Annotated in this window: 19 protein-coding genes and 1 riboswitch; of the genes, 14 read left to right on the top strand and 5 right to left on the bottom strand. The window is 41.0% G+C overall.

Annotated elements, in window-relative coordinates; genetic code table 11:
* The first annotated feature begins 127 nt into the window (after positions 1-127).
* The 9 genes from TRESU_RS15095 to TRESU_RS04265 all read left to right on the top strand — a co-directional run bounded on the left by TRESU_RS15095 (position 128) and on the right by TRESU_RS04265 (position 11,071).
* Positions 128-286, top strand: coding sequence for a hypothetical protein (locus tag TRESU_RS15095; RefSeq protein ID WP_013701059.1), 159 nt, complete (start codon positions 128-130; stop codon positions 284-286).
* Positions 287-362: 76 nt separating this feature from the next.
* Positions 363-461, top strand: a riboswitch (glycine riboswitch).
* Positions 462-542: 81 nt separating this feature from the next.
* Entirely contained in the window at positions 543-1,964 is a 1,422-nt protein-coding gene (locus TRESU_RS04230) for an alanine/glycine:cation symporter family protein (RefSeq protein WP_013701060.1), read from the top strand.
* A gap of 112 nt (positions 1,965-2,076) precedes the next feature.
* The gene (locus TRESU_RS04235) at positions 2,077-2,403 is read left to right on the top strand and encodes a hypothetical protein (RefSeq protein ID WP_013701061.1); all 327 of its coding nucleotides are present in this window, start codon (positions 2,077-2,079) and stop codon (positions 2,401-2,403) included.
* A gap of 85 nt (positions 2,404-2,488) precedes the next feature.
* On the top strand, positions 2,489-3,001 hold the full coding sequence (locus tag TRESU_RS04240) for an RNA polymerase sigma factor (RefSeq protein ID WP_148228253.1): 513 nt from the start codon (positions 2,489-2,491) through the stop codon (positions 2,999-3,001).
* A complete protein-coding gene (locus TRESU_RS04245) occupies positions 2,998-3,450 on the top strand; it encodes a hypothetical protein (protein WP_013701063.1) in 453 nt (150 codons plus the stop codon). The genes TRESU_RS04240 and TRESU_RS04245 overlap by 4 nt, the downstream gene beginning before the upstream one ends.
* 20 nt (positions 3,451-3,470) lie before the next feature.
* Entirely contained in the window at positions 3,471-5,612 is a 2,142-nt protein-coding gene (gene glgX, locus TRESU_RS04250) for a glycogen debranching protein GlgX (RefSeq protein WP_013701064.1), read from the top strand.
* A gap of 103 nt (positions 5,613-5,715) precedes the next feature.
* Positions 5,716-8,163, top strand: coding sequence for a glycogen/starch/alpha-glucan phosphorylase (locus tag TRESU_RS04255; protein ID WP_013701065.1), 2,448 nt, complete (start codon positions 5,716-5,718; stop codon positions 8,161-8,163).
* A 583-nt stretch (positions 8,164-8,746) separates the two neighbouring features.
* Positions 8,747-9,643: a DMT family transporter gene (locus TRESU_RS04260; RefSeq protein WP_013701066.1), complete on the top strand. Its 897-nt coding sequence runs from the start codon at positions 8,747-8,749 to the stop codon at positions 9,641-9,643.
* A 123-nt stretch (positions 9,644-9,766) separates the two neighbouring features.
* Positions 9,767-11,071 (top strand): OmpP1/FadL family transporter, encoded by a 1,305-nt coding sequence (locus TRESU_RS04265; protein ID WP_013701067.1) that lies wholly within the window; start codon positions 9,767-9,769, stop codon positions 11,069-11,071.
* Here TRESU_RS04265 and uvrC read toward each other — a convergent pair.
* The gene (gene uvrC, locus TRESU_RS04270; RefSeq protein ID WP_013701068.1) at positions 11,068-13,035 is read right to left on the bottom strand and encodes an excinuclease ABC subunit UvrC; all 1,968 of its coding nucleotides are present in this window, start codon (positions 13,033-13,035) and stop codon (positions 11,068-11,070) included. The two genes, TRESU_RS04265 and uvrC, sit on opposite strands and share 4 nt — an antisense overlap.
* Here uvrC and TRESU_RS04275 point away from each other — a divergent pair.
* From TRESU_RS04275 to TRESU_RS04295, 5 genes are all read left to right on the top strand, one after another.
* Complete coding sequence (locus tag TRESU_RS04275; protein ID WP_148228254.1) at positions 13,024-14,526, top strand: fibronectin type III domain-containing protein; 1,503 nt, start codon at positions 13,024-13,026, stop codon at positions 14,524-14,526. The two genes, uvrC and TRESU_RS04275, sit on opposite strands and share 12 nt — an antisense overlap.
* A gap of 9 nt (positions 14,527-14,535) precedes the next feature.
* Complete coding sequence (locus TRESU_RS04280) at positions 14,536-17,199, top strand: tetratricopeptide repeat protein (protein ID WP_013701070.1); 2,664 nt, start codon at positions 14,536-14,538, stop codon at positions 17,197-17,199.
* A gap of 280 nt (positions 17,200-17,479) precedes the next feature.
* Positions 17,480-17,980: a 5-(carboxyamino)imidazole ribonucleotide mutase gene (gene purE / locus TRESU_RS04285; protein ID WP_013701071.1), complete on the top strand. Its 501-nt coding sequence runs from the start codon at positions 17,480-17,482 to the stop codon at positions 17,978-17,980.
* Between the two features lie 82 nt (positions 17,981-18,062).
* The gene (gene purF, locus TRESU_RS04290) at positions 18,063-19,550 is read left to right on the top strand and encodes an amidophosphoribosyltransferase (protein ID WP_013701072.1); all 1,488 of its coding nucleotides are present in this window, start codon (positions 18,063-18,065) and stop codon (positions 19,548-19,550) included.
* Positions 19,551-20,054: 504 nt separating this feature from the next.
* Positions 20,055-20,300 carry a hypothetical protein gene (locus TRESU_RS04295; RefSeq protein ID WP_013701073.1) on the top strand — a complete coding sequence of 82 codons (246 nt, stop codon included), beginning with the start codon at positions 20,055-20,057 and terminating at the stop codon, positions 20,298-20,300.
* On the opposite strand, the gene TRESU_RS04300 is transcribed toward TRESU_RS04295, so the two are convergent.
* The 4 genes from TRESU_RS04300 to TRESU_RS04315 all read right to left on the bottom strand — a co-directional run bounded on the left by TRESU_RS04300 (position 20,288) and on the right by TRESU_RS04315 (position 23,888).
* Positions 20,288-20,881, bottom strand: coding sequence for a hypothetical protein (locus TRESU_RS04300; protein WP_013701074.1), 594 nt, complete (start codon positions 20,879-20,881; stop codon positions 20,288-20,290). The genes TRESU_RS04295 and TRESU_RS04300 overlap by 13 nt on opposite strands.
* A 63-nt stretch (positions 20,882-20,944) precedes the next feature.
* Entirely contained in the window at positions 20,945-21,391 is a 447-nt protein-coding gene (locus tag TRESU_RS04305) for a DUF4143 domain-containing protein (protein WP_081454755.1), read from the bottom strand.
* Positions 21,392-21,526: 135 nt separating this feature from the next.
* On the bottom strand, positions 21,527-22,840 hold the full coding sequence (locus TRESU_RS04310) for an ATP-binding protein (RefSeq protein ID WP_013701075.1): 1,314 nt from the start codon (positions 22,838-22,840) through the stop codon (positions 21,527-21,529).
* Between the two features lie 346 nt (positions 22,841-23,186).
* Positions 23,187-23,888: a DNA-binding domain-containing protein gene (locus TRESU_RS04315; protein ID WP_013701076.1), complete on the bottom strand. Its 702-nt coding sequence runs from the start codon at positions 23,886-23,888 to the stop codon at positions 23,187-23,189.
* Positions 23,889-23,981 lie beyond the last annotated feature (93 nt).

Consider the following 23,981-nt stretch of genomic DNA (forward strand, 5'->3'; position numbering starts at 1 on the left):
TAAACAAAAAAAGGATGAAGCTTGAGAAAGTTTTGTTCTTAAACTGAATAAGGCTTTCTAAGAAATTTTTCTTGGAGAGTCTTGTTCTTTTTTATAAAGTTTATTTATTTTTTTTCAGAGGCTGATTATGATTGGAAACATTGTAGGAATTCTCGTGCTTGCGGTATGGCTTGTTGCTGTTGCTGTTTATATAATAAAGCAGAAAAGAAATGCTCGTCTAAGTGGAAATCACATCTGCATAGGATGTCCTGGAGCCGCCACTTGTAAAAAATGCCATTGCAAATAGAAATAGAAATGTTTTCTGTTGATTAAATTGAAGAAAAATGATAGTTTGAATCGTCAAGAAAACAGCGTTGTTGATTTTTTGATTCTCTGGAGAGTCTCCATAAATCCTTGTGGAGCGCCGAAGGGTTAAGGCTATTCAAGCCGACATCTCAGGCAAAGTGGACAGAGCATAAAAAATGTCCGTTCATCACTCTTTGGAGAGCCTGTTCAGGTAAAACTGGGCGGCTCTTATTTTTTTTTCTTGCGAGGACACTAAAATGTCTTTTGAAGCAATCCTCAACAAAATTGATGATGTCGTATGGGGACTTCCCACCATCATCCTGATTTTTGTCACAGGTCTCCTGCTGACAATCCGTACCCGCGGAATCCAGTTCACGAAATTCGGACGCGCGTTCAAGACGATTTTCAGGGAGAATGAAGGTCACGGCGAGCTTTCAGGCTTCGGCGCGCTCTGCACGGCTCTTTCCGCTACAATCGGAACAGGAAACATTGTCGGTGTAGCAACCGCTATTCTTGCAGGCGGTCCGGGAGCCCTTTTCTGGATGTGGTTCATGGCGATTCTTGGAACTGCCACAAAGTACTCGGAATGTATGCTTTCAATCAAGTACCGCGAGGTCAAGAAGGACGGACACGTTCTTGGCGGACCTTTCTACGTGATTGAAAAAGGAATGGGCAGGAACTGGAAATGGCTTGCGGTTCTTTTCGCGGTTTTCGGAACTATGGTAGGACTTTTCGGAATCGGAACTTTCACTCAGGTGAACGGAATCTGCGGCGCGGTTCAGAACGCTTTTGACCCGGACAAGGCTGCGGTCGCATTCTCAATCGGCGGAAATTCATATTCCTGGGCAACCGTAATCGGCGGCGCTGTAATCACAATTTCTGTTGCTCTTGTCGTAATCGGCGGACTTAAACGGATTGCCATGGTCGCGGAAAAAATTGTTCCGGCGATGGCTATAATCTACGTGTTCCTCGGACTTTCAGTTCTTATCATGAACGCGACAAAAATCCCCGGAGCTTTCGCGCTCATCTTCAATGGCGCGTTTGGAGCTGACACTGGAATGCAGGCTCTTGCAGGCGCGACAGCCGGAACAATCATCAGAATGGCAATGCAGAAGGGAATCGCCCGCGGTATCTTCTCCAATGAGGCAGGTCTCGGTTCCGCTCCTATTGCGGCTTCGGCGGTTCAGACAAACGAGCCGGTCGAGCAGGGAATGGTCAATATGACCGGAACAATCATAGACACTCTGATTATCTGCACGATGACAGGACTTTCAATCGTAATCGCAGGCGGAGACGTATGGAACAGCGGACTTTCCGGAGCGGCTCTCACTTCTGCTGCGTTCTCAAAAGTTCTTGGCGGCGACCAGCATTCGGTTCAGTTCCTGCTCATGCTCTGTCTTGTGTTCTTCGCATTCACGACAATCCTCGGCTGGGATTACTATTCTGAAAAATGCCTTGAGTATCTTTCAAAAGGAAACATGGCGGTCGTAAAAGTCTACAGGTGGATCTACATCCTTGCCGTTGCAATCGGACCTTACATGACGATTTCCGCAGTCTGGACAATAGCCGACATCACGAACGCGCTCATGGCAATCCCTAACTGCATCTCGCTTATTGTTTTGAGCGGCATTGTGGCAAAGGAGACAAAGACGTATTTCGACAGAAAACCGGCGCTTTAATGCTGTATTGATTTTTACTTTTAGAGGCATGGTGTATTTTGCATCATGCCTTTTTTTTCTTGCAACTTTTTTTATAAAATTGTGTCTTATATTTTAAGAGGTTACAGATTATATGAACCAAATTGTTTCGCCTGCTGCACAGGTTATTGTTTCTATTATTCCGATTGTTGGAATTTGTTTTGCGGCATCAATTATTTTTTTCGCCTTGCTATGGAAGCACCACGAAAATGTAATGCTGATTCAAAAAGATTTGTACAATCCGCCTAAAATCGACTTGCGGAATTTTTCTTTGCTTTTAGGGCTTTGTCTTGTCGGTGTTGGAATTGTTCTTTCATTGATGTTCTTGCTTTTAAAGCATCTTTCCTGGGGACTTTTAGGCGGACTGATTCCGCTTGCAGTCGGCTTAATGCTTTTGCTTTTCCACAGGATTTCAAAGTAATTTTTCAGTTTTAGTTTTTGTCTATGAAAAAAACAATTTCTTCGTCGTTGGAAAATCTTGTTATTCGAAAGGTGATTTTTATTATGTGCAGGAAACTTTGAACGGTTCTTCCCGCGCGTTTTCCAAACTGACGGGTTTTTACTATAAGCGTATTTTTGCAATTGGAATGCGGTTTTTTCATAATCAGGCTGACGCTGAAGATTTTGCGCAGAATGTTTTTTTGAAGGCTTATGAAAAACTTTCAAGCTTTAAAGGCGAAAGTCTTTTTTCAACCTGGCTTACAAGAATTGCCTTTACAACTGCGATGAATCAGAAGGAAAGAAGCCACGATGCGGAAACTCTTTCTGATGAAAATTTGATTCCAGGAAAGATAAAAACGCCTGAGGAAGAGCTGATTTATTCTGCGACTGTTGAAGCCTTAAAAGGCTCTCTTGAAATTTTGCCTGAACGTTACGCTGAATGTGTACGGCTTTATTTTTTCAACGGAATGAGCCATGAGGAAATTTCAAAAGCCACAGGAATTCCCGTGAACACAATCAAGTCGCATATTTTCCGCGCAAAAAAAATTCTTGGAAAAAAACTGGAGGATTATAGATGAAAAAAAACTGCGACTTTTATATGGATAAATTTTTCGCCTTGGACAAAAACGAGAGGCTTCCTGCAAGTCTTACTGTTCATCTTTTCTTTTGCAGAAACTGCAGAAACTTCGTAAGAAAATTTTCACTGCTGGAAAAAAAATGTTCCAAGGAAAACATGAAAAAAATTTCATGCGACTCAAGAAATGTTGTTGAAATAATGCGCCGCCTTGACTCAGCTTATGAAATGTATAATTTGCAGAAAGAGCGTGTTTCAATGCGGCAGTGGCTTGTGGCCGGCGCGACTTTGGTTTTGTGTGTGGTTCTTTTTGAAATGCTTGCGTTTTTTGCTTCCGCGGAATTTTTTATTTTTCCTTTGTCGCTTTTTTTTGCGTTTAGTATAATTATGTATTGTGTGGCTTTTGTTGGAACAAATATGGATTTTTTCATTAAAAAGTGGAAAATCCAATGAAAAACTGATATAATCTTGGCATGGAAATTTTGAACTCTCTACCCGGAACACCACTTCCACTTGGAGCTTCTGTTGCTGAAGGCGGCGTTAATTTTTCAGTTTTTAGCCGGAATGCCACAAAGGTATTTTTGGAATTTTATTCTGCCAGCGAGGACAGCGAGCCTTATGCTCAAGTTGAATTTAGTCCTTCTGAAAATAGAACCGGTGATATTTGGCATGCGTTTGTGCCAGGAATAAAGCCCGGCTCTCTTTATCTTTTTAGGGTAGACGGACCGTTCGAACCTTCAAAAGGCCATAGATTTAATGTGCATCAACGTCTTTTTGACCCTTATGCAAAGACAATCACTCCGGTTTCTGTTTTTTATAATCTTCCGCCTGACTATTCTGCGCCGCTTGACAAGAACGACATTGAGCATGGAAAAAATCAGCGCGCAAAAGTTTTTCCGAAGTGCGTTGTAATCGACAATGAAAATTTTGACTGGCAGGGAGACAGGCCGATTAACAGACCTTTGTCGGAAAGCGTAATTTATGAAGTTCATTTAAAAGGCTTCACCGCCGGAAAAAATGCCGGAGTTTCTTGCCCGGGAACTTACGCCGGCTTCATTGAAAAAATTCCTTATCTTAAAGATTTAGGAATTACTGCGGTTGAGCTTCTTCCTATTTTTGAATTTGACGAATTTGAAAATTCAAATGTGAACCCGCGTACTGGCGAGCGGATGAAAAATTACTGGGGCTACAGCACAATAAATTTCTTTTCACCGAAAGCTTCTTTTGCGGCGGACAAGACTCCTGGCGGCTGCGTAAATGAATTTAAGACTTTGGTGCGGGAACTTCACAAAGCTGGAATCGAAGTTATTCTTGATGTTGTTTTCAATCATACTGCGGAAGGAAACGAGCACGGAGTCGCTTTGAATTTCCGTGGATTTGAAAACAGCGTTTACTATACTCTAGTTGGCAGCCACAAAGAATACTACATGAATTTTTCAGGCTGCGGAAATACCATGAACTGCAATCATCCTATTGTAAGAAATTTTATAATCGACAGCTTGCGTTACTGGGTTTTGAACTATCATGTTGACGGATTCAGGTTCGACCTTGCTTCGATTTTGAGCAGAGGACAGGAAGGCGATCTTTTGAAATTTCCGCCGCTTACAAATGCGATTGCGGAAGACCCTGTTCTTGGCAAGACAAAAATAATTGCAGAGCCTTGGGATGCTGGCGGAGCTTATCAGCTTGGAGGATTCCCAGGCGGAAGAAGATGGGCTGAATGGAACGACCGCTTCCGTGATGACATAAGAAGATTTTGGCGTGGAGATGAATATGTTTCTACAAATGCGGCTACAAGAATCAGCGGCTCAAGCGACTTGTTTACAATTTCCGGACGCGCTCCATATCACAGCATAAATTACATTTGCTGCCATGACGGATTTACAATGAACGACTTGGTAAGTTACAACGGAAAACACAACGATGAAAATGGCGAAGGTAACCGCGACGGCTCTGACTCAAACTGGAGCTACAACCACGGATATGAAGGTCCTACGCTAAATCCTGTAATTGAAAAAATGCGCAACCGCCAAATGCGCAACTATATACTTACTCTTTTGATTTCGCAGGGAACACCGATGCTTTTGGGCGGTGATGAATTCCGCAGAGGTCAGCAAGGAAACAATAATGCTTATTGTCAGGACAATGACATCAGCTGGTTTGACTGGGGAAACTGCAGTTTGAATTCCGCGCTTGTCTCGTTTACAAGAAAAGCAATCAGGCTAAGAAAAGATCATCCAGTTTTCCGCCGAACTAAATTCTTTAAAGGCAGCATGGCAGGAAAGAAGCCGGACATCCAATGGTATGCCGCAGACGGAAGCAATCCCGACTGGAGCAAAATTTCAAGATTCCTTGCATTCAGGCTTTTGGGAACATTTGATTCCGGGGCAAAAAAAATTTCTGATAACGATTTCTTTATCGCCGCAAACACAGACCGTCAGGATATAATGCTTAGAATTCCTGCGATTACGGATTCGCGCAAATGGTACAGAATCGCAGATACTTCTATTGAAGATGAAACGTCGCTTCTTTCAGTGGAAAATGCTGAAACTTTAATTTCGCAAGACCGCTATGTGCTTCCTGCCAGCTCTATGCTGATTCTGGTTGCAAAATAAAATCATGCGGGAACTTGAATAAGGAAACGTTTCCATATTATACTAGGTAAACATAATGCCGTTTTGCTTTTTAGCTTAACAGGCTGATTGGAGGAATATAAAAATGACTTTTGATGCAGAGCAGTTTAAGGAAAATCTCACAGCCCGTCTGCGACGCCAGTATGGAAAAGACATCACACAGGCAAATAAACACGACTTGTTTGATGCAGTAAGCGCAAGTGCGCTCGAAATTATAATGCCAAACTGGATGAATACCCGCAAAGAGTATGAAGCTAAACCTACAAAGCAGCTTTACTATTTGAGCGCAGAGTTTTTGATGGGACGCGCGCTGGGAAACAACCTGATTAATTCTGGCATTATGGAGCAGGTAAAAGATGTTCTTAAAGACATGAACATCAGCTACGATTTTATTGAAGATGAAGAGCCTGATGCTGGTCTTGGAAACGGCGGTCTTGGTCGTCTTGCGGCTTGCTTCCTTGATTCCCTTGCAACTCTTGAATATCCGGGACACGGCTACGGAATCCGCTATGAATACGGAATGTTCGAACAGCACATTATAAACGGCGAACAGGTTGAATTCCCTGACAACTGGCTTAAGCACCGTGATCCTTGGGAAGTAAAAAGAAGCGACCTTGCTGTAACTGTAAAATTCGGCGGACAGATTAAATATGGAAAAACTCCTGACGGACAGGACAGATTCTATCTTGAAAACGCAGAGGAAATTACAGCAACTCCTTACGATATGCCGATTGTTGCTTACGGCTCAAACACTGTAAACACATTGCGCTTGTGGCAAGCTTCAAGTCCTAATGGATTTGACCTTCAGCTTTTCAACGATATGCAGTATCATCGCGCGGTTGAACGCCAGAACGATGCCGAGAATATCAGCCGTGTTCTTTATCCAAATGACAACGGTCCAATGGGAAAAGAACTTCGTTTGCGCCAGCAGTATTTCTTCACTTCTGCATCTCTTCAGGATTTGGTTCATCACTTTGTAAATACTTACGGAGCTGATTTCTCAAAGTTCCCTGAATATCATGTTATCCAGCTTAACGATACACATCCTGTAGTTGCGATTCCTGAGCTTATGAGAATTCTCATTGATGAATACAATGTTGGCTGGGACGATGCTTGGAGCGTTGTTCAGAAAACTTTTGCTTATACAAACCACACAATTCTTTCTGAGGCCTTGGAAAAGTGGACAATCGAAGTTTTCCAGAAACTTCTTCCACGTATTTATCAGATTGTTGAAGAAATCAACCGCCGCTTTGTAATTGAGCTTCGCCAGCAGTTCCCTAACGACTATGAGAAGCAGAACCACATGGCGATTATCCATGACGGAAAAGTTTATATGGCATGGCTTGCAATCCATGCAGGTTTCAGTGTAAACGGTGTTGCTGCCCTTCATACAAAAATTCTTAAGGAACAGGAACTTAAGGACTGGTACAAAATTTATCCAGAGAAATTCAACAACAAGACAAACGGCGTTACACAGAGAAGATGGCTTTTGTTTGCAAACCCTGAGCTTTCTGATTTCATCACAAAGAGAATCGGACACGGCTGGGAAAAAGAACTTTCTCTTCTTAAAGGTCTTGAAAAATACGTTGATGATGACGCTTCTTTGGAAGAGCTTATTGCAATCAAACGCCACAACAAGGAAAAACTTGCTGAATACTTAAAGCACAGCCAGAATGAATTCCTTGACCCGGAAAGCATTTTCGACACACAGGTAAAGCGTCTGCATGAATACAAGAGACAGCTTTTGAACGTGTTCCATATCATGTATCTTTACAACAAGATTGTTGAAGATCCAAGCTATAATCCTCCTGCACGCACATTTATCTTTGGCGCAAAGGCAGCTTCTGGTTACCGCCGTGCAAAGGCAATTATCAAGCTTATCAACACTGTTGCAGAAAGAGTCAACAATGACCGCCGCGTTCGTGGCAAGCTACGTGTTGTGTTTGTTGAAAACTATCGCGTTTCAGTTGCAGAAAAAATCATTCCGGCTTCTGATGTTTCCGAGCAGATTTCAACAGCAGGATTTGAGGCTTCTGGAACTTCAAACATGAAGTTTATGATGAACGGCGCACTCACAATCGGTACTTTGGACGGTGCAAACATTGAAATCGTTGAAGAGGCTGGAGAAGACAATGCATTTATCTTCGGTCTTAAGGCGGACGAAATTGTCAAGATGAAGCAGGAGCATTCTTACAATCCTACAAAATATCTTGACAGAAATCCATCTCTTGCAAAAGTTGTAAATCAGCTTGTTGACGGAACTTACGATCCAAGCGGACTTTTGTTCAAGGAGATTCACGATTCTATTGTTTACGGTGTTGAAGGACAGCAGCCTGACGTTTACTTTATTCTTGCTGACTTTGATTCTTATGTTAAGGCTCATGAAAAACTTGCCGCTGAGTATGCTGACAAAAAAGCCTGGGCAAGAAAAACTTTAATCAACATTGCAAACAGTGGAAAATTCTCAAGCGACCGCACAATTGAAGACTACGTAAAAGACATCTGGCACTTGAAGAAAGTAGCTGTAAAATAACTTTTGATATTTGGATTGTCCGATAAGTTTAAAATGCCATTGTCGTACTTGGCTTGGTACGACAATCTCTACATATATAGTCAGATTTTCGGGAAAAGCCTGAAAATGGCACAAAAGATACTTTTGGGATAGACACTCTCTTGCTCCGTGTGGATTTTTCTGCACGGAGTTTTTTTTCATTTAGGCTTTATCCAAGCCGTATTGACAGGGCAAACCCATTATAAATAATTTAAGTAAAGTTTGCGCGGAGGAACGATTCGTGAGGGCAAAAACACTCTGATTGTTGCGACCGCGTGAGCGGGTAATTCTATAGTTACTTTGCAACAATCAGAGGATGTCCAATAAGTTCTGAATGTCATTGCTGAACAATTTCTAAATGATTGTAATATATGCATTTAGAATTTCGGGTCAAGTCTATAAAAGCCTATGAATGACAAAAAAGATACTTATTGGACATCCCCATTATTGCGCGATTTTGAACCAGGAAACCGTGCCTGAAAGCCAGTTTTATGCTGAATACATTTATAATGCGTTTGCCCTGCCGTATTGACCTGTAGACTGAAAACTTATTATCTTATCCGCTATGGAAAAAAGTGAACTTTCTATTATTTTTGGAGCGGGACTGGTTCTTACTGCCGCAATCTGGGGATTTGCTTTTGTTGTTGTAAAAGACAGCTTGGATTTTGTTGGACCTACCTGGATGGTTGCAATCCGGTTTACAATTGCCGCTGTCTGCTTTGGCTTGTTTTTCATAAAACGTTTTCAGCATTTAAATAAAGACATTTTTTTTCACGGATGCTTTTTGGGAGTTCTTCTGTTTTTGGGTTACCTTACTCAGACGATTGGCTGCAATTTTACAACTGCCGGAAAAAACGCTTTCCTTACAACTTTCTATGTAATTCTTGTTCCGCTTATCGGCTGGCCTGTGTTTAAGAAAAAGCCGGGCTGGTATGTCTGGGTTGCGGCGGCTGTGGCTCTTACAGGAATAGGCTTGCTTGCCCTTGACGGAGATGGCGCCTGGTACATTATGAACCGCGGAGATGTTCTTACTTTAATCTGTGGAATTTTCTTTGCGCTTCACATAATTGCAGGCTCGTTTTTTGTAAAGAAAGAAGATGTGATTCTGCTTACATTTTTTCAGTTTGCGGCGAGCGGTGTTCTGGGCTTTTTAACAGCGCCTTTTTTAGACGGCAACTTTGACGTTTCACTTATAAAAAATTCAACCGTTGTTGTTTCCATGCTTTACCTTGGAATTTTCAGTTCGATGGTTTGCTTCGTGCTTCAGAATGTCGGATTGAAATATGTTCCTTCCGCACTGGCATCTCTTTTCCTTTCGTTGGAAAGCGTTTTTGGAGTTCTTTGCAGCTGTATTTTTCTTGGTGAACGCCTTACGTTAAAAATGTTCGTCGGCTGCGCCTTGATTTTCTGCGCGATAGTTTTAGCGGAAGTGATTCCAAATTTGAAGCAAGACAAGAAATAGTTTTTAATGACATGAAGTTATTTTATGTCATTATGACATTTTTTACAAATATGTCTTGATTAAGTCTCTTATCCGTGCTAGTCTTTTCTCCAGCTAAACTTTATGTTTATTGGAGTAATTATTATGAAAAAAATTGCTTTGCTGGCTTTTGCTGCTGGTCTTGGCTTTGCTTTTGCAGGCGGTGTGGATAACAAGACAAATTTAAATCAGGGCTATATGAGAAATCCTAGCCGCAATACAGAAACTTTGCGTCCGGAAGCTGTTTTCTACAATATCGGCGGAACAGCATTTATGAATGACGGGCTTTACTTTGAGCTTGGAAACCAGTTTGTTTTAAAGAATTACGCTGACAAACTTGACGGACAGAAATTTGAAGACGATGAAAACGTTTACTTTTATCCAAATGCTGAGGTTGTCTACAAGAAAGACAATTGGGCGGCGTTCTTTGGCTTTGGCGTTTTTGGCGGCGGCGGAACTCTTGACTACAGCGACGGAACCGGACTTACTTCATTGGCGCTTAAACAGGGAATGGCATCTGCTGTAAAAGCGAAAGTTACTGCGGCGGTTATGGCTGGAAAACTTCCGCTTGCACAGTCTCAGGCTTATGCCCAAAAACTTTTGGAGCAGCTTTCTTCACATTCTCTTGAAGTTTATTCAGTTCAGCTTGGAGAAATCCTTGGCGCTTCATATAAAATCAACGACATGGTTTCTGTTGCGGCGGCAGGAAGATTTATGCACGGTGAGCAGAACATTACACTTAAATGCGACGGCTTGAAGTCAGTTAACGGCGGAAGCTCAAAAATCGGCTATGAGTCAAACGGATATGGCTTTGGCGGAATTTTCGGAGTTCATATCAAGCCCTGGAATACTCTCGATGTTGGAATTCAGTATCAGACAATTACAAAACTCAAGTACAAATACGATGACTTGACTGGTGCCTATGCGTCTTCTTTCCTTAACGCAGATGAAGGCGACAACTTTAAAAATGATTTGCCGGCAGTTTTAAACCTTGGCGTAGGCTACACTTTCTTTGACAAACTGAATGCCAGCATGAGTTTCAACTATTATTTCAACAAGCAGGCTACAATTGAAAGTCCGATTGACCGCTCTGAATATGACTACGATGATTCTTGGGAAATTGCTCTTGGAGCGGACTACAGATTGAATGAGCAGCTTAGCTTTGGAACTGGATTTTCTTATGGAAAGCAAGGCGCAAAGTCTGATGTAAACAATGTGTTCAGCCCGGTTCTTGACAACTTTGTTATTGGAGCTGGTGTTGAATATTCGCCTGTAAAACTTGTTACAATTTCCGGCTCTGCGATGTACTGCAAATATTTCAGCGAGGATTACAAAAAAGCAGGATACACAATGGAACTTTCAAAGGATGTTGTAATGCTTGCGTTGGGTGTTACTGTAAAACCTTTCTAGGAAAAATCATCCGGACTTGCAACTTCAAGGGCTGCCGATGCTAAGTTTTCATTAAGCTTGCTTCGTGCGGCCTTTTCTTTTGTTGTTCCTGCAGCTCCAATTGAAAGCCTTTGTTTTTGAAGCAAAGCGTTTTGCTCTTGAAAAAGTTTTTTTGCTGAAACTAAAATTTCCTGCGCGGCTTCTTCTGGTACTTTTAAAGTCTCTGAAATTTCATTTTCATTTGATTCTGCAAGGCTTTTTAGCGTGCCGAATTTCTTCATTAAAAGCGCATCGCGTTTTGGACCTATTCCGCGGATTTTTGTAAAAGGCGAAACTGTGTTTTCCTTTGTCCTAAGTTCTTGGTTCCTGCTTGTTGCGAATCTATGTGTTTCGTCGCGCACACGCTGAAGCAATCTAAGCGCATCGCTTCGTTTTGGAAGGCGGATTGGCATGCTGTTTCCAGGACGGTAAATTTCTTCATCTCGTTTTGCAAGACCTGCAATTGGAATGTCAAGGTCAAGCGATTTTAAAATGGAATCAACCGCATTTACTTGTCCGATTCCGCCGTCAATTAAAATCAGATCCGGCAATTCTTTTTTTTCGTTTATAAGCCTTGTGTACCTTCTTGAAACCGCCTCTTTCATTGAGGCAAAGTCGTCTATTATTCCGTCCGTTGTTTTCAGCCTGAAATATCTGTAGTTCTTCTTGTCTGGATTTCCATTGTAAAAACTGATTAAGCTGGCGACTGGAAATTTTCCTCCGATATGCGCAATATCAAAACCTTCAATTCTTGCAGGAAGATTTGGAAGCGACAGTTCTTTTTTAAGCTCTTCCATTGCCGGAAAGTCTCCGCGCTCTCTCATTCTGCGCACTATGTCTTCTTTTGCATTTTGTTGCGCCATTCCTATTGCGGCTTTGTGGACGGCTGGTGAATTTTCATTTACTGCAATTATTTCAGTTTTGATTCCGTAGGTTTCAAAAATCCACCGCTTCATAAATTCAGTTCCGTCGCTTTGCATTATATAAATCTGCGGAGGAATAAGCTCTTTTTCATTGTAATATGAAGCCATGAATTCCGGGATAAGTTCTGAATCCTCGTTTAGGCTTACAGTTCTGTAGTTGTCTCTGCCAAGCAGTTTTCCGCCGCGCATTTTTAGAACTGTAAAGCTTACAAGTTCTCCTTCGCGCCAAGGAGCAATGTAGTCTTTGTCTGTACCTTCAAAACTTTCAACAATGTTTCTGTGCTGAAGAATTTCCAAAGCTTTGATTCCATCGCGCAATCTTGCGGCTTTTTCAAAGTTCAAGTTTTTTGCCGCTTCCTTCATCTGGCCTTGAAGTTTTTTTACAGTTTCTTCGCCTTTGCCCTCAAGTAGCGAGCAAATTTCTTCGATAAATTCATTATAGGTGGATTCGTTTGTTTTTTTGCAGCACGGGGCTTTGCATCTTCCTATATGATAATACATGCACGGAAAATTTTTTTCGCGGAATTTTTTGCACCTTCGCAGCGGATAGATTTCATAGAGCGTTTCTAAAAATGAATCCAATGCCGAGGCGTCAGGAAATGGTCCGAAATAAATAGAGCCGTCATGCGTTATGTTTCTTGTTTTAAAAAGACGCGGAAATTTTTCTTTTGTAACTTTTATTACAGGATAAGATTTTCCGTCCTTCAGGCTGATATTATAGCGCGGTGAATATTTTTTTATGAGGTTGTTTTCGAGTAGAAAAGCTTCATATTCATTGTCGGTTGTAATATACTCAATAGAGCGGGCGCGGCTTATAAGCAGTCTTGTCTTTATGTCCTTGTTTCCGCTGAAATACGAAGTGAGTCTGTTTTTTAAATTTTTTGCTTTGCCTACATAGATTACGGTTTGTTCTTCATTCCGCCAAAGATAAACTCCGCTTTTTAACGGTGCTTTTAGCGCGGTTTGATGAAGAATCTCTCTATGTGAAAGTTTTTGCGTAGAATTTATTTTATGGTCGTTCATATTATGAATAAAAATATTTTGACTGCAATTATAGCATTTTTTTTCGCGCTTTTGAATACTGCCTTTGCTCAGGAAAAATCCATTGTGCTTGGCGGAAAAGATGGCTGGCCGGCACTTTCAAAAATGGATGGAATTGTCCAGGGTAAGGGCAGGTTCGGCTATGACGCGATGGTTCTTGCCACCAACAGCAGACCTTTAGATAAAGACACGGATCTTCTTATTAATTTTGAAAACAATGAAGTAAAAGACATTTCTGGAAATTATTCTGTTACAAGCAATTCTCTGGTTTCTGCGGAAAAATCATTTATGGGAAAATATTCAGGTCTTTCACGCGGAACTGGCGGAGTACGTTTGCGCGGCGGAAAAGATACGATTTTCGGAAAGCAAGGGCAGGGCGGCTCAATCACAATTGAATTCTGGCTCAAACCTTCAATTGCAGAAAACGGAGAAATTGTTTTTTCTTGGCGTTCATCAAGAACAGTCGCAGGCTATCCGCTTTATCAGATGATAACGGCAAGTTTCTTTGGAAATCATCTTGAATGGTCGTTTACGAATGTTTTCAATGGCTATGTAAAAAACGGCGGTGAAATAACGCTTTCAAGCTACACAACTATAATTCCTGAAATTTGGATGCACCATGCGATTCACTTTGATCAGAACACAGGCGCATTTGAATACAGAATCAACGGCAAACTTGAAGATTTAAAATACGTTACAACTTCCGGGCATGAAGCTGGCGGCTCTGTTTACTCTCCGATTATGGGAGTTCCTGCCGACATTGACATTTGTCCGCAATATACAGGCTTGATTGACGACTTTAGAATTCAGCGCACATCAAAAAGCGAAGTTTCAGAAGACCTTGGAATTGACAACTATAAAATTTCAGGCGGAAGATTTGAGACTGAACCAATTCTTTTAAGCCAAGGTTCAAGCGTTGTAAGCCTTAATGCGATTGTGGACAAGCCGTCAGAAACCGGAGTTGAATTTTTTATCCGCAGCGGAGACAACTTTTACAACTGGACAGAGGATTTTCCTGAATGGATTCCTGTAAGGCCTGGAGAAAAAATTGAAAATGTTTCCGGTCTTTATTTTCAAATTGCAGCGGAATTATATCCAGATGGAAAAGGCTCACGTACTCCTTCTGTTACACAGCTAAGTATAAACTACAAAGAAATTCCCTCTCCTCTTGCTCCGTTCAAGTTGACGGCTGTTCCAATGGACGGCTCTGTTGTTTTGACATGGCCTTATTCAGTTGATGACAGCGTTGGCGGCTACTATATTTTTTATGGAGAACGGCCGGGAGAGTATCTAGGCAGAGATGCCTTGGAAGGTCAGTCTCCTATTGACGCAGGAAATTCTGTTTCTATAAAATTAAACGGCTTGAGGAACGGAAAAATTTATTACTTTGCAATAGCCTCTTACTCAAAATATGGCTCAAGGATTATGGGCGAGCTTTCCAAAGAAGTTTTTGCCCGGCCTTCAAAAAAATAGGAAGAAATTATGGATAATGAAAGCAAGCGAAACAATGGAATTTTGGACAGGGCGAACGCCGCGATTCTTTCCAGGGATTTTGAGCAGGCAGCCCGCATTTATAAAGGACTTTTAAAAAGCGATCCGCAGAACATTGAGCTTCTTAGTTCATTGGGAAATCTCTATGTAAAAAGCGGCGATGATGAAAAAGCACTTGCATATTTTAGTGAAATTATCCGCATTGATTCAAAAAATGTTGAAGCCTTGAATTCGCTTGGAGGAATTTACCGACGTCTTAAAAAATATGATGATTCTATTTCTGTTCTTGAGCAGGCAGTAATTTCAGATGAATCAAACGTCCAGTCGTTTTACAACTTGGGCTTTACATTCAAGCTGATGGGGAAATATGACGATGCCCTTAATTGCTTTAACAGAGTTGTCGAAGAAAATCCGGAAGACGTTCTTGCGTTCAACCATATAGGCTCAATTTACGCACTGAAAAATCAGAATAAGGACGCAGTGTCTTCTTATCTGCGCGGACTTAAAATTGACCCTAATCATCCGATTCTTCATTTGAACCTTGCCAAAAGCTATGATGCTCTTGGAGAATTTGAAAAAGCACAGGCTGAATATGAAGCCGCACTAAAAACAAAACCAGGCTGGCTTGAGGCTATAGAAAATTACGCCGACTTGCTTTTGAAAAAAAACAAGACACGCAATGCTGGAGAGCTTGTAAGACACGCTTTGAACTTAAATCCAAAAGACGCAGCCATGCACACAAAGCTTGGAGATGTCTACACAAAGCAAAGCGACTTTGACAATGCGGAAGTTGAATACAATGAGGCATTAAAAATCCGCCCGGAATTTCCAAAGGCACTTTCTGGACTTGCATCTGCTTATGAGTCAACAGGAAGGAATGAAGACGCGCTTGAAATAATGGGTCGCATGGAAAATGCGTCTCCAGAAGATTCATCTATGCTTTGTCAGTATGCGCATATTCTTTTGAGCGCAGACAGGATTGAAGAAGCCGGAAAAAAAATTCAGTGCGCCTACGAAAAAAATCCGGATGATCTCCATGTACTGAATCTTCTTGGACAGTATTACATTTGCATTGGAGACGAGCGCAAGGCTTCCGGCTGCTTTAAAAAGATAAAGGCGATGAATCCTGGCTACTCTGATTTTTACCGTGAAGGCGGAATGCGCTATTCTCAAAAGGGTGATCTAAAAAAAGCCGAGGAATTTTATCTTCGCTATATTGCTCAAAATCCAGAAAATGTTGACGGTCTTCATTCCATTGCAAAAAACTATGAAGCGCAGGGAAATCTTACGCAGGCAATGTCCACTTACAGGCAGATTGAAAAATTCGATTCTGAAAGCAAAGCTTGGAAAAACGGCATTGAACGGATAAACAAAAGGCTTCTTGACTCTACAAATATTTTTGCAAATGCAGAATCTTCTATTGAAGATGAATTCGGCGATGCGGATGAAAACTTTGAAATTGGACTTGGTGAAAAAACTGAATCACCGGAGATTTCTTATTCTGAAAATGAAATGCAGCCTTCTGCTCCAACTGAAATAGAAACTGAACCAGAATCTACCGGTGAACCAGAGCATGACTTTGAAAATCTTCAAAACGAAGAAGTCGCTGTTGAGGAAGTTTTTTCAGACGGAAAACTTGACGCTGAATCGGAAGACGATGACAAGGAAAAATATTCTCATGGTCTTGACAATTTAGTTCCAGAAGAATATCAAGACGAAGATGTTGGCGGACTTGAAGAGGACGAGACTAGTGCGGAAGATTTTTTTGCGCAGAATCCATTTTCATCTGGCGACAAATCTTCTGCGCCTAAAGAAAATTCTTTTGAGCCTGATTTTGAAACAGAAAGTTTTGACTTGGAAGAAGAAAAGCCTGATGTAATATCAATTCCGCCTGAAGAAAAAATTGAAAAGAAAGAACTTCCTAAGCGTGAATATAAAATGCCGGAAGAAAAAATTCCTGCGCCGCAAAAAACAGAACCTGAAACTCCTGCGCCAGAAGAAGAAATTTCTGAACCGGAAGAACTTATTGATGATGAAGATTTTTCCAAAGATGATGTTTTTGACTTGCCTGAACAGACTGACAGTTCAACTGAAGATTCCGCAGACTTGTTTGAAGATAAAAACTTGAATTTTGAAGATGATGATTTTTCCGAAGAGGAAAAAGACCTTGCGGCTCAGGAATTCTTTATGGAAAGCGACGAGCCTGAAAAAACTTCAGCGTCAGTTCAGGCTGAAGAAGAAATAGAGTCTTCTGAATTAAGTGATGAAAAAATGCCAGAAACTGTAGAAGAGCAAATAGGCAATTTGGAAAATTCCCAAATACGGCTTTTTAAGAAATTAAAGTCTTTGTGCCGTTATCTTCCTGAGCAGCAGAAAAAGAGTTTCCTAGAAAGCAAAACAAATCTTCAGCTTGAATATATAATTTCGCGCCTGTCCGGAAATAAAGGTCTTTTTGCTTCTGCGGAAAATGCAAGAAAAGACTCTGGGTTTGTGTCTTCTGTTCAAGAAAACGAAACAGGCATAAAGCTTCTTTTAAAAGTTATTTTATGTTTAAAGGAGCTTGTAAATTATATTCAGGATGAGCAGATTTCAACTTTGCTTTCTGCAGAAATAAACAGAATGTCAGAAATTCTGCTTCCGTATTCCGGCGAATAAAATACGGGCTGTCAGGGCAAACGCATTATAAATAATTTAAGTAAAGTTTGCGCGAAGGAACGGTTCCTGGGGCAAAAACACTCTGATTGTTGCGACCGCGTGAGCGGGCAATTCTATAGTTATTTTGCAACAATCAGCGTGTAGCGCATTATTGCGCGATTTTGAATCAGGAAACCGTGACTAGGAGCCAGTTTTATGCTGAATACATTTATAATGCGTTTGCCCTGGAATAAAATACGGGCTGTGTTGATTTCTTTTATTCATTGTGATATTTTACAGTATGAAAGTTGCTATCTTTTTAGGTTCCAAGTCTGATTTGGATACAATGAAAAAATCCGCCGATGTTCTAAAAGAATTTGGCGTTGAATACAAGGCTTATGTTATTTCCGCGCACAGAGCCGGAGACTTGCTTGTAAAAACTATTGCTTCTGTAGAAAAAGAAGGATGCGATGTAATTATTGCTGGAGCAGGACTTAGCGCGGCTCTTCCAGGTGTTATTGCCAGCCGCACAGTTCTTCCTGTTGTAGGCGTTCCTCTTGAATGCATTAATCCGGGAAAATCAAACGGACTGGCAGGAATGGACTCTCTCCTTTCTATTGTTCAGATGCCGCCGCAAATTCCTGTTGCAACTGTCGGAATCGGAAATGCAAAAAATGCCGCTTATCTCGCGCTCGAAATCCTTGGAATCAAATATCCTGAAATAAAAACAAAGCTTATAGAATTCCGCGCAAAGATGACTGCTGATGCAGAAACAAACGGCGGTTCAGGAATAGAACTGTAATTTCTGGTGCCATTGTCAGTGCAGGGCTGTGTCATTATCGGGCTTGATCAGATAATCTATATAAATATCTAATGGAAAAAAAATGAAGTGCTGTGAATTTCTTGTTGAAGAAGAGGAAGACAAGCTGCGCGATGAATGCGGTGTTGTCGGAATTTATTTGAATCCACCTAAGCAAGGTGAACCAGAAAAAAAAGAATATGTGGCTTATTCTGCCAGTGATTTTAATGCCGCGACTCAGGCTTATTATGCGCTTTATGCGTTGCAGCACCGCGGGCAGGACAGTGTTGGAATTGCAGTAAGCAACGGCGAAGATATTTCCATTCACAAGGCAATGGGAACAACTGCGGAAGTCTTTAAGCCGGAAAATCTTGAAGCCTTAAAAGGAAACATTGCCTGCGGACACGTCCGTTATGCAACAGCAGGAAGCGCGTCTTTGGAAAACGCCCAGCCGCTTCTTTTAAAGTCAAAGCTCGGCGCGGTTGCAGTAGCCCACAACGGACAGCTTGTAAACTATGAGCAGCTCCGCGAAATGCTTGAAGATTCAGGAAGCACATTTTCTTCTACAAGCGACACGGAAGTCATTTTAAAGCTTATTGCAAAGTCTTACAAAAAAGGCCTTGAGCGCGCGCTGACCGATACAATACAGATGATAAAAGGCTCTTTTGCGCTTGTTGTTTCAACAGAAAAATGTCTTATCGGCGCAAGAGACCCAAACGGAATCCGTCCGCTCTGCCTTGGAAAAGTTGAAAACGGCTGGATTCTTGCAAGCGAAACCTGCGCAATTGACTCTGTGAACGGAACTTATGTTCGCGACATTCAGCCTGGCGAAATTGTAATAATAAATGAAGACGGAGTTCTTTCATTTGAATTTGGAGAGCGCACTTCCAAACGGACTTGCGTTTTTGAATACGTTTACTTTGCGCGCCCGGACAGCATAATCGACGGAATCCCAGTTACAGAAGCACGTGAAAAAATGGGAGCCTGCCTTGCACGTGAAAGCGGAGTTCCTGCGGATGTCGTTATTGGAGTTCCTGATTCTGGAATTGGAGCAGCCCAGGGATATGCAAAGGAAGCTGGAATTCCCTATGCAAGCGGAATCATAAAGAACAAATATATTGGACGCACCTTTATTGCGCCGACTCAGCGTGAGCGCGAGAACATGGTTTTTGTAAAGCTCAATGCTGTAAAGTCTGTTGTGAACGGAAAAAGAGTTGTTGTAATCGACGACTCCATTGTGCGTGGAACAACAAGCCGCCGCCTTGTCCAGATTTTAAGACGCGCTGGAGCAAAAGAAGTTCACTTTAGAATTTCAAGTCCTCCTGTAAAATTTCCTTGCTACTTTGGAATAAACACACCAACTAGAGGCGAGCTGATTTCAAGCATTCACAGCGAAGAGGAAATCTGCAAGGAAATAGGAGCAGACAGCCTGGCTTTTATCAGTGCGGAAGGAATGCTGGAGGCCTGCCGTGAATGCAATCCGGAGCAGTATGGATTCTGCAAAGGCTGCTTTACCGGCGAATATCCGATTTCTGTTCCCGGCGAGCTTAGCGGAAAAAAGATTTCTGACTGAAAGTTTTAATCTTCTGTAATGACATTTAGTCTATGGTGGAATTACATTGCGCCGTGCCATTATCAGGCATAGCGTTCTGTCATTATCAGCAAAGGATGAACTCTTGCAAAACTGGGAGTTTGCATTAAAGAAGATGGAGTTGCGACGTATTGCACCGCTTTCTAAATTAAGAATATTACATTTTCCACGGGCAATCCCTTGTGATAATCTTGTCAAAATCAATATCGAAGGTTTCTTCCAGGCCTTTATAGCCGGACGCTGTTCCATTGAAATCCGTATCTTTAAGCCTTATAACGAAATAAAAGCCTGCTTTTAAAGATTCTGATGTAGAGAACTTGGTTAAAAAAATGACAGTAAATATGAGCAAGGGTGGAAAAAGATTTAAAATGCTAAACAGGGTTTATTCTTATAGGCAGTAAGTACTTCATAGTATATGAGATCCATTGGACTCAATGTTTTTTCTTTTCCAGTCATTTTCTGTAAAAAAAAGCATATATATAGTACATGGAAACAAAAGAAAACATTATGCTTTTGGGAATACTTGAAAAAGATGCCGAGCCGATTCTTAATGAAGAGAAAGAGCTCGGCTGTCTTCTTACTGTAAAATCCAAGTCTAGAACTCACAAAGTGGAAGTGTTCTCAAGCCTGCTGCCGGTTTTGTATAAAAAAGCCCTGAAGAATACCCGCGTGCTTGTTCCGGTCTGTAAACAAAAAGAAAAATTGTTCGCGTCTGTTGTTTATCCTGCCTGAAACTCTTGAACGTCCAGAGAAAGCCATTTTAAGAGCGCGCTAAAAAGCTCCCGCCTTTCAAGCACATTGAATCTTTCTTTGAGCCTATGAAGGCAAGTCTGTATGTACCTTTCCTTGCGTCCTGTAAGTGACTGCATTTCTTTTAAAGACAATCCTTCCGCAATTGCAAAGACAAGCAGCCTGTTTGTTTCGCTTAGAGATTCAAGGTTGATGAATCTTCCCAAAAGCTCAGTTTCATTTTTTCTTTGGGCCGCCTTTGATACAAATCTTTTTCCTTTTGTGTAAAACTCTGCGCAATGGGCAATGTCTTCCATGCTTTCCGGGCAGAAAAGAAGTGAAACGTTATCCAGCTTGCGGACAATGCATAAAAAAAGAGCGGTTGGAGGCCTCTCTGAATACAGCGTTATATGAAGCTTTTTTTCTCTTAGAATAAGAAGAGCTTCAAGAGCCTTTCTTTCATCCGCCGTGCATCCAATAAGCACGTGATCAGTTTCCTTGATTTCCTTGCCCTGAACTTCATGGCTTTTAAGATACTCAGAAGCGTAAGACGGACAAAGAGCCCTGAATACAGGAATATGCATTGCATACTCCGACCTTGAAAAATTAACAATATATAATTTGCTCATATATTATTATCGGACTAACTACACATATTCCGCCGGAATCGCCATCACGCCTTTTGCAACAGAAACCGGCTTTCCGCAGTTGCAGACAATGCACGGAGGCGCGATTTCCACATTCTTGATTCTGCCTGTAATAAAAAAATTCTTTGCATCGTCTGCTTTTGGAGTGGCGGTCTTTTTTATTTCAACCGGATAGACAGTGTTGTTCAAAAAAATAATAAGGTCGATTTCAATTTTATCCTTGTCCCTGTAAAAATAAAGCGGCGGCTCAATTCCAGCATTGCAGAATGATTTAAGTACTTCGCCAACAATATATGTTTCAAAAAACGCCCCCGACATGGCTCCAGAACGCAGCACTTCTGAATCCGTCCATCTTGTAAGATATGAGGCAAGTCCTGTATCGACAAAGTAAAGCTTGGGAGTTTTTACAACCCGTTTTTCAACATTCACCGAAAACGGCGGAAGCAGGTAAACAAGCTATAAAAGCCATATTTTCTTCCAAAATCAAGTTTTTCGTGGGATAATCCAAACTGCTACTTTGGATTATCCCACGAAAGAAAAAAAAGACAAGGTTTTCGTTACTTTTGCAGGGCATTAAGCTTTTTACATATCGTCCATACTTAAGCCTTTCATGTTGATTTCAAATCCAGGAACATTTGATCTTAGTGCATTTATTTTTTCTTCCAGTGCTTTATAGTCAATTTTTTTGGCATTTCTTTTTACTTCAAAAATATGACACGTTTTATCCAGTTCATTTACTGCAACAATGTCAATTTCATTTTGAGATTTTTTATCCCACCATCCGCCAATATATGTCAGATGCATCTCTTCATTAATTTTTTCTGTAAAATACTGCTCAAGCGTTTTGCCTGTAAAAGTCTTATAGTCGCGCAAAATCAGTTTCTTTAGTAAATCGTACTGCCCAAGTTCAATTAAATTTTGATTGGAGTAAATGAACCTAAAATAGAATCTTAAGTAGCTGTCTGTAATTTGCCAGCGCACATTGCGGCTTTCTGGCTTTGAAAAAATCGGCCTGACAGGTTTTATAACATTGAACGTTTTATTAAGATTTGAAAGGTAGGAGCCTGTATTTTTTTGAATTATAGAATCAATTTCGCTTTGGACCGTTATCCCGCTGGAAATGAGCGAAAGAATTGAAAAATAGATTCCATAGTCTTTTCCGATTTCACTTATAAGCAAATCTTTTCCGTCTATTAAAAATGGAGAGGAAATTCCTGTTACATAATTTATCATTTTTGTGTGCGTAATGCTTCCGCTTTCCATTAGAAGAAAAATATATTTTGCAACCCCTCCGCTGAGCATATATAGGCAGAGCAAGTCCTCGTTTGTGTATTGCGGGTTAAAGTCTTTTAAAATCTCTTTGCATACAGAAGGTGTAAAAGGTTTTAGATGGATTTTTGCAGTGGCGCGTCCAAATAGCGGTTCTTTTGCGCCTTCAAAAATTTTTATCATCATGGAATAAACTGACCCACAGGCAATAAAGTTGATTTTTGAATTATCTTTGCAGTTGTCCCATATATTCTGCAGATGGCTGAAGAATGAAGAATTTATATTTTGAAGCTCCTGAAATTCATCTATGATTAATATAAAGTGCTCCTGTTTTGAATACTCTATTATCTGCTCAAAAAGTTCCTTTAGTGTTGTTATGCTTCCAAAAATTTTAAGGTCGATTGATTGCTCCAGTTCTTTTTGCCATTGCTGGCATAAAATGGGCTCGGAGCTTCTGGTGGTAAAAAGGTAGCAGCTTTTTTTTGTAGATATGAATTTCTTTAATAGCGCAGTTTTTCCAATTCGTCTTCGGCCTGTGATTATAGTGAAAGCCGCATTTGAGTAAGAGTTCTTTTCTATTTGCTCGAGAATTTTTAACTCATTTTTTCTGTCATAAAATTTTTTCATCTTATTGTAACCTATGTTAATATAATGTCTATTAAAATAATAGTGATTACATTAATGGCTTTCAAGATGAGAATATTTGTTTATGTTAGAATTTCTAAAGAGAGTATTCCTAAAGCCTTAAGTAAGTATTCCTAAGACCCTGAGTGAATATTCCTAAAGCCCTAAGTAAGTATTCCTAAGGCTCTTAGGAAGTATCTCTTCAGGTCTTAGGAAGTATTCCTTAGCCTCTTAGGAAGTATCTCTTCAGGTCTTAGAAAGTATTCCTTTGGTCTTAAGTTTATTGCAATAAACAAAAAAACGGCATGCCGTTTAGACATGCCGCAGAGACTTCTTTTCAGAGTCTCTTTTAGCTTATTGTAATTTCTTTAATAAAGCTGCCATTGTACAGGATTGTGTTTGGCTTTGCCCTTATGCTGACCTTGTATGAGCCGCTTTCAATGTCTGCCGGAAGCATTGCGTCAATCCGCTTGTTTTTGTTCCAGATGTAGTTTTCAAGCCTTATTGAAACATCTCCCTTTGTAAGGAAAATTCCTTGCTCGCTGTCATTTTCGTCAAGCTTAAGGTACTCGCCGATTATCCTGATTACATTTCCTGGCTTTGCTTCTTTTAATGCAATTCCATTTACGTTCTGGATTTCTTCTATTGACGGAATCATCTTATATCTTCCTGACACACGCTCTGTTTTTGTGTTTGCAAGCACTGTCTTTGCTACGGAGCTGTCCACAGTGAGCTTTAGGTTTAGATCGTGGTCGTTGCCGGAAAGGTGCGGCTCAAAAGAAGCAAGCTTGTCATTTGCAGTTCCTTTTGCGCAGATATAGACCTGTCCAAACGGGCAGTATACTTTGTAGCCAAGCTGCACATAGCGAATAACAACTTCCTTGTACACATTCATTGCTCCTGCAATGTCGGCCTTTGTTATAGTCGTGTTGTTTTTTGCCATCTCGTCGATGAGCTCGTCAAATGTGAGCACTCCGGAATTTTCTGAATAGAAATGGTAAGGGGACTTTGCATTGGCTGTCTTGTTCTCTCTTAATGAAATCTTTAACATAATTTTCTCCCGCCGGACTTGCAGGCGCCTTGCTTGCCCGGCATTTTGTTTTTTGAGGCAGAAGTCCGCAACGCGGATGTTTTGTCTGCCGTT

Source organism: Treponema succinifaciens DSM 2489 (assembly GCF_000195275.1).
Lineage (GTDB): Bacteria > Spirochaetota > Spirochaetia > Treponematales > Treponemataceae > Treponema_D > Treponema_D succinifaciens.

Bases quoted from the DNA above. Each gene is read 5' to 3' on its own strand.
- TRESU_RS15095 (WP_013701059.1), top strand. From the start codon at position 128: ATGATTGGAAACATTGTAGGAATTCTCGTGCTTGCGGTATGGCTTGTT.
- TRESU_RS04230 (WP_013701060.1), top strand. From the start codon at position 543: ATGTCTTTTGAAGCAATCCTCAACAAAATTGATGATGTCGTATGGGGA.
- TRESU_RS04235 (WP_013701061.1), top strand. From the start codon at position 2,077: ATGAACCAAATTGTTTCGCCTGCTGCACAGGTTATTGTTTCTATTATT.
- TRESU_RS04245 (WP_013701063.1), top strand. From the start codon at position 2,998: ATGAAAAAAAACTGCGACTTTTATATGGATAAATTTTTCGCCTTGGAC.
- glgX (WP_013701064.1), top strand. From the start codon at position 3,471: ATGGAAATTTTGAACTCTCTACCCGGAACACCACTTCCACTTGGAGCT.
- TRESU_RS04255 (WP_013701065.1), top strand. From the start codon at position 5,716: ATGACTTTTGATGCAGAGCAGTTTAAGGAAAATCTCACAGCCCGTCTG.
- TRESU_RS04260 (WP_013701066.1), top strand. From the start codon at position 8,747: ATGGAAAAAAGTGAACTTTCTATTATTTTTGGAGCGGGACTGGTTCTT.
- TRESU_RS04265 (WP_013701067.1), top strand. From the start codon at position 9,767: ATGAAAAAAATTGCTTTGCTGGCTTTTGCTGCTGGTCTTGGCTTTGCT.
- TRESU_RS04275 (WP_148228254.1), top strand. From the start codon at position 13,024: ATGGTCGTTCATATTATGAATAAAAATATTTTGACTGCAATTATAGCA.
- uvrC (WP_013701068.1), bottom strand. From the start codon at position 13,035: ATGAACGACCATAAAATAAATTCTACGCAAAAACTTTCACATAGAGAG.
- TRESU_RS04280 (WP_013701070.1), top strand. From the start codon at position 14,536: ATGGATAATGAAAGCAAGCGAAACAATGGAATTTTGGACAGGGCGAAC.
- purE (WP_013701071.1), top strand. From the start codon at position 17,480: ATGAAAGTTGCTATCTTTTTAGGTTCCAAGTCTGATTTGGATACAATG.
- purF (WP_013701072.1), top strand. From the start codon at position 18,063: ATGAAGTGCTGTGAATTTCTTGTTGAAGAAGAGGAAGACAAGCTGCGC.
- TRESU_RS04295 (WP_013701073.1), top strand. From the start codon at position 20,055: ATGGAAACAAAAGAAAACATTATGCTTTTGGGAATACTTGAAAAAGAT.
- TRESU_RS04300 (WP_013701074.1), bottom strand. From the start codon at position 20,881: ATGCATATTCCTGTATTCAGGGCTCTTTGTCCGTCTTACGCTTCTGAG.
- TRESU_RS04310 (WP_013701075.1), bottom strand. From the start codon at position 22,840: ATGAAAAAATTTTATGACAGAAAAAATGAGTTAAAAATTCTCGAGCAA.
- TRESU_RS04315 (WP_013701076.1), bottom strand. From the start codon at position 23,888: ATGTTAAAGATTTCATTAAGAGAGAACAAGACAGCCAATGCAAAGTCC.